This window comes from Geoglobus sp. (assembly GCF_054018175.1).
The window spans coordinates 1-5,997 of sequence record NZ_JBPLZQ010000012.1; the positions used below are offsets into that span (position 1 = coordinate 1).

General features: G+C 53.9%; 7 protein-coding genes. 1 reads left to right on the forward strand and 6 read right to left on the reverse strand.

Annotated features, from left to right (window positions below; genetic code table 11):
* The 6 genes from ACXJJC_RS00895 to ACXJJC_RS00920 all read right to left on the reverse strand — a co-directional run.
* Window positions 1–1,489, reverse strand: a 1,489-nt coding sequence (locus ACXJJC_RS00895) for an acyl-CoA mutase large subunit family protein (protein WP_456368661.1), incomplete at its 3' end; no start/stop codon positions are given.
* Window positions 1,490–1,501: 12 nt separating this feature from the next.
* Window positions 1,502–2,158: a biotin/lipoyl-containing protein gene (locus tag ACXJJC_RS00900; RefSeq protein WP_456368663.1), complete on the reverse strand. Its 657-nt coding sequence runs from the start codon at window positions 2,156–2,158 to the stop codon at window positions 1,502–1,504.
* A gap of 1 nt (window position 2,159) precedes the next feature.
* Entirely contained in the window at window positions 2,160–2,297 is a 138-nt protein-coding gene (locus ACXJJC_RS00905; protein WP_456368665.1) for a hypothetical protein, read from the reverse strand.
* A gap of 9 nt (window positions 2,298–2,306) precedes the next feature.
* Window positions 2,307–3,863, reverse strand: a complete 1,557-nt coding sequence (locus tag ACXJJC_RS00910) for a carboxyl transferase domain-containing protein (protein WP_456368667.1) — start codon at window positions 3,861–3,863, stop codon at window positions 2,307–2,309.
* The gene (mce, locus tag ACXJJC_RS00915) at window positions 3,860–4,255 is read right to left on the reverse strand and encodes a methylmalonyl-CoA epimerase (protein ID WP_456368669.1); all 396 of its coding nucleotides are present in this window, start codon (window positions 4,253–4,255) and stop codon (window positions 3,860–3,862) included. The genes ACXJJC_RS00910 and mce overlap by 4 nt, the downstream gene beginning before the upstream one ends.
* On the reverse strand, window positions 4,252–4,668 hold the full coding sequence (locus ACXJJC_RS00920; RefSeq protein WP_456368671.1) for a cobalamin B12-binding domain-containing protein: 417 nt from the start codon (window positions 4,666–4,668) through the stop codon (window positions 4,252–4,254). The genes mce and ACXJJC_RS00920 overlap by 4 nt, the downstream gene beginning before the upstream one ends.
* 285 nt (window positions 4,669–4,953) lie before the next feature.
* Between ACXJJC_RS00920 and ACXJJC_RS00925 the strand changes: the two genes are divergently transcribed.
* Window positions 4,954–5,997 (forward strand): asparagine synthase C-terminal domain-containing protein (locus ACXJJC_RS00925; RefSeq protein ID WP_456368673.1); only part of this gene is annotated, 1,044 nt, incomplete at its 3' end.

Below are 5,997 nucleotides of genomic sequence, written 5' to 3' on the forward strand. Positions count from 1 at the left end.
CCACCCTGCTCCTGTCTCTGCCCTCTCTGAACTTCCTGAGCCTCTCGATCTGCTTCCTGACCATCTCCTGATCTATCCTGAGGATCTCGACGTTGAGCTCCTCCTCTATCCTGTACTTGTTGACGCCAACGACCACGAGCTCCCCCTCATCGATGGCCTTCTGCTTCTCGTAGGCGGACCTCTGTATCTCCCTCTGTATGTATCCGCTCTCTATGGCCTTGATAACTCCACCCATCTCGTCAATCTTCTCGATGTACTTCATCGCCTCCTCCTCTATCCTGTCGGTAAGCCATTCGACGTAGTACGCACCCCCAAGAGGATCTATAACATCAGCGACACCGCTCTCCTCCGCGATAATCTGCTGCGTCCTGAGGGCTATCCTGACAGCCTTCTCGGTCGGCAGGCTCAGAGCCTCATCGTAGCTGTTGGTGTGCAGGCTCTGCGTACCTCCAAGCACTGCGGCGAGGGCCTGGAGTGTGACCCTGATTATGTTGTTCTCTGGCTGCTGGGCTGTCAGAGTGCAGCCCGCAGTCTGAACGTGGAACCTGAGCATCATGGACCTCGGGTTCTTCGCTCCAAACCGATCCTTCATTATTCTGGCCCAGAGCCTCCTTGCGGCTCTGAACTTGGCCACCTCTTCAAGCAGGTTGTTTCCCGCGGCAAAGAAGAAGCTGAGCCTCGGTGCGAATTCGTCAACATCCATCCCCCTGTCTATGACCCTCTGCACGTACTCGATTCCGTCAGCGAGCGTGAAGGCCACTTCCTGAACGGGAGTCGCACCTGCCTCCTCCATGTGGTACCCGGAGATGCTTATCGAGTTCCACTTTGGAATTTCCCTCGCACAGAACATGATTATGTCCGTCGCAAGCCTCAGGCTCGGCTCAGGAGGAAAGATGTAGGTCCCTCTGGCTATGTACTCCTTCAGCATGTCGTTCTGAACTGTTCCCCTCAGAACCTTCCTGTCAACACCCTGCGATTCTGCAACGGCAACATACATGCTCAGAATCTGCGCGGCGGTGGAGTTGATGGTCATTGACGTCGAGACCTTGTCGAGAGGTATTCCGTCGAAGAGGATCTGCATGTCCTCTATGGTGTCTATGGCAACGCCAACCTTTCCAACCTCCCCGAGGGCCATGGGATGGTCGGAGTCGTACCCTATCTGGGTCGGAAGGTCGAAGGCCACGCTGAGCCCGGTCTGGCCCTGCTCGAGAAGGAACTTGTACCTCTTGTTGGTCTCCTCTGCTGTCCCGAAGCCTGCGTACTGTCTCATCGTCCAGAGCCTTCCACGGTACATCGTGGGATACACTCCTCTCGTGAACGGGTAAACGCCCGGATAGCCGAGTTTTGAATCGTAATCCACCTGAACATCCTCAGGAGTGTAGAGCCTGTCGACAACAAAGCCACTTGCCGTTTTGAACTCCCTCTTCCTCTCGGGAGCCTTTTCAAGCAGGGGCTTTACGTATTTCTCCTCCCACTCTCTCTTGTTCATAAAAACACCTCCTCAGGACACGGAGAACAGGACGTCTCCAGCCTGAACCCTATCACCCTCCCTCACGTAAACCTTCGAAACCACACCATCTACCGGCGAGGAGATCTCGTTCTCCATCTTCATTGCCTCGAGTATCACTACAGCCTCTCCAGACCTGACAGCCTCGCCCTCTTTCTTGACTATCCTGACGATCGTGCCGGCCATCTCAGCTTTAACATGCGTTCCATCGCCCTCAACAGCCTTAGACTGTCCGGCAGATGCGCTCTCACCCTCAGCTCTTATCCTGAGGAGCACATCTCCAGCCTGAACCTTATCGCCCTCTCCGATTTCAACGCTCTCCACGACGCCATCAAAAGGAGACACCACTTCGTTCTCCATCTTCATTGCCTCGAGGATAAGAACTGGCTGCCCCTTCTTCACGGCATCTCCTTCCTTCACGAGGATTCTCACCACGCTCCCCGACATCTCCGCCTTGACTTCTCCGCCCTCAGCCTTTCCAGATGAGACCTGAGTCTCGACCTTTTCCTTCGCTCCAGCTACCTTCCTCTCCTCGAAAAGCTCTATCTCCTCTTCCTTCCCGTTAACGACGACCCTGAACCTGCCGGACGAGAGCTCCTCGACCTCAACGTCGAACCTCCTGCCATTGACCACCACCGAGTACCTGACCATGCTACCACCCCGGTACCCTCGAGACGATCTTCCAGTAGCTGATGTCCCTCCTTATCTCGATGGGTTTCTCCGAGTGCTCCTCAAGGTATCTGTGAATCGCCGCCACGGCAGCAACAAATTCCTCTGGATTCAGACCCATGATACCACCTCACAGAGGGATGTTTCCGTGCTTCTTCGGAGGGAGCTTCTCCCTCTTGGTCTCGAGCACCCTGAGTGCGGAGATCACCTTGACCCTCGTGAACTTGGGGTCGATGACGTCGTCTATGTACCCCCTCGCCGCCGCCCTGTAGGGGTTGGCAAACCTGTCCCTGTACTCCTGAATCTTCTCCTGCCTCACCTTCTCCGGATCCTCCGCCTTGGCGATTTCCTTCCTGAAGACGATTTCGGCCGCACCTTCCGGACCCATCACGGCTATTTCTGCAGTTGGGTACGCATAGACAACATCAGCACCGAGGTGCTTGCTGCCCATCGCAAGATAGGCGCCACCGTAGGCCTTCCTCAGTATGATCGTGACGAGCGGAACTGTCGCCTCACTGTAGGCGTACAGAACCTTGGCCCCGTGCCTTATGATTCCGCCGTACTCCTGCTGCACTCCAGGCAGGTAGCCTGGCACGTCAACGAACGTCAGAACGGGAATGTTGAACGCGTCGCAGAACCTGACGAACCTCGCGATTTTATCGCTGCTGTTCACGTCGAGGGTTCCGGCATAGAACTTGGGATTGTTGGCCACAATTCCAACCGTCCTTCCATCCATCCTCGCAAATCCAACAACCGCGTTTGGAGCGAAGTGCTGGTGGATCTCGAAGAAGTCACCGTTGTCTACTACCGCCCTTATCACATCCCTCACGTCGTAGGGCTTGTTGGGATCGTCCGGGATGATGTCGTAGATCTCGGGAGTCGTCCTCGCAGGGTTGTCGCCCGTATCTACCTGCGGAGGGTCTTCGAGGTTGTTCAGTGGCAGGAAGCTGACGAGCTTTCTGACGAGCCTCATGGCATCCTCATCATTTTCGGCCACGAGGTGGGCGTTTCCGCTCTTTACCGCGTGAGCCTCCCAGCCTCCCAGCTCCTGTGGGGTAACCTCCTCTCCCGTTACGGTCTTTATGACGTTTGGCCCGGTGATGAACATGTAACAGCCCTTGTTCTTGGTCATCACTATGAAGTCACCGATGGCAGGGCTGTAAACCGCACCACCTGCACACGGACCAAGGATAACGCTGATCTGCGGAATGACACCGCTCGCGAGCGTGTTCCTGTAGAAGATGTCCCCGTAACCCTTGAGAGCATCGACACCCTCCTGAATCCTCGCGCCACCGGAGTCGTTCAGCCCTATTACCGGAATCCCGACCTTCATGGCGAAGTCGAGAAGGTAGGCTATCTTGTATCCGTGCATCTCTCCAAGACTGCCACCCATCACCGTGAAGTCCTGGGCAAATACTGCCACCGGCCTACCGTCTATGGTTCCGTAGCCAGTAACAACGCCGTCCGCTGGCAGCTCAACCTTATCAAGCCCGAAATCCGTGTTCCTTTTCTCAACAAACGGGTTTATCTCAACGAAGCTGCCGGGATCGAGGAGGAGTTCAATCCTTTCCCTTGCGGTTAGCTTTCCTGCGTCGTGCTGCTTCTTTATTCTCTCCCCCCCACCCATCTGCTTTATCTTCTCCTTTCTGCGGTAAAGCTCATCGAGAAGTTCCTTCCTCAAGGTCATCCCTCCACAAACTCGAGGAGAACACCCTTCGTGCTCTTGGGATGGATAAAAGCCACTTTCTTCCCACCCGCACCGATCCTCGGCTTCTCGTCAATCAGCTGAAGCCCGTTTTTCCTTGCATTTTCAAGAGCTTCCTCGATGTTCTCCACGTTCACAGCTATGTGATGAATACCCTCTCCCCTCTTCTCCACGAACTTGGCAACCGCACTGTCTGGAGACGTGGCTTCGAGGAGTTCGATCTTGCTCTCGCCCACAGGCAGCATTGCAACTCTGACCTTCTGCTCCGCAACCTCTTCAATCTCCTTAACCTCGAAGCCGAGCTTTCTGTAGAGCTCCACGGCTTCGTCCAGACTCCTGACGGCTATACCGATGTGGTCAATCTTCTTCATCATGCTACCACCTTCTCACCAACGCTACTCTTTATGAAATCGATAATCTCGTACATGGGCGTTCCGGGGACGAAGACCTCGGCAACGCCCATCTCCTTCAGCTTGGGGATGTCTTCGGGTGGGATTATTCCACCCACTATCACGACGAGGTCCCTGTTGGGCTCGAGCCCTCTTTTCCTGAGCTCGTCCATGATCAGCGGAACGAGCTCGAGGTGGGCACCGCTGAGTATGCTGAGACCGACGACGTCGACGTCCTCCTGCAATGCAGTCTCCGCAATCTCCGCGGGAGTTCTCCTTATGCCGGTGTATATGACCTCAAAACCCGCATCCCTCAATGCTCTCGCAATAACCTTAGCACCGCGATCATGACCGTCCAAACCTGGTTTCGCGACAAGAACTCTGATTTTTTTCTCCATAGCCAACCCTCCCCCTTATTTTCAACGAAAAATCAGGATTTTTGTCTTAAATAACTTTCGAAAATTTACGGTGCTGTAAATTCCCCGAACCCTCCCACCATCGTTTCATGTGGAAACACTCGGATTTCCGGTATCTCACATCATAAACGGCAAACCCTCGAGAGAGATGCAGTAAATTCCTTGAAGTGGAAACAAAAGCACACCGGCCTTTTTCCACCCCAGGATGGTACGCTCACACTCATCCAACCCAAATTTTAAAAAGAGCTCAGGCGAGAATAAAAAGCGATGTCTCTCACTGTGGCACCTCTGGTCGAAAACGGAAAGGTAAAGAGCCTGGATGTCGAGCTGAAGTATCCTTCAAAAAAAGACGGGCTGACGTTCTTCGAGGGAGTTGATAACATACCCCCTTCAGGCAGCCTGCCGTCAGAGGTCAGAGGGTTGTTTTACGCCGTAATTTTCAAATCGGACAGGGTCATCCTTGCAAAGGACGTTCTTGGATCGAAACCGCTGTACTACAACCGGAACCTGAGAATATCCACCTTCAAAAAATTCGTTCCTGACCATGTCGAACTCCTGCCGGGTGAACTCCTCGAGATAGGTTACGACGGTGAGGTGATCAGGCAGGAAATTTACGGTTTTGACGATGTCTTTGACAGACAGAGTTTCGACAGGGATGAGGCTGAAGAGAGAATAATTTCCTCTCTTGAGTCAGTCAGAACTGAAAATGCGTGTCTGAGCTTTTCGGGTGGTGTGGACTCCTCGTTCCTTGCGTACTTTTACGACGTACCCCTCATAAGCGTGACCGCCTCGAAATCGGAGGAGGAAAGGATAAAGGAGACCGCAAAGCTGCTCGGCAGGGAGGTGGACATACTGAGGTTTGACGAAAACGCGGTAAGAGCTGTGCTAACTGACGTGGTCAGAGCAATAGAGGACACCAATCCCCTGCAGGTCTCCATTGCCGTGCCCATATACCTCGCAATGAACTACGCAAGGTCACTCGGATTTGACGAGATAATCTTCGGTCAGGGGGCAGACGAGCTGTTCGGAGGGTACAAGAGGTACGAGAACATGATAGGAAAGAGCCTCGAGAGAGCAATGGAGGAGGACATCAGAAACCTGGGCGTAAACAATCTGATAAGAGACCACAAGCTCGCGTATTTCAATCAGATAAAGTTAATCGCCCCGTACCTCAGCTTCGATATAATAGAGGTCGCCCTGTCCATTCCGGCGAACCTCAAGGTGAACAGAGATGATGGCGTCGTTAGGAAGTACATTCTCAGGGAGATCGCGGGAAGGTTCATTCCGAGAGAGGTGGCGTACAGGGACAAG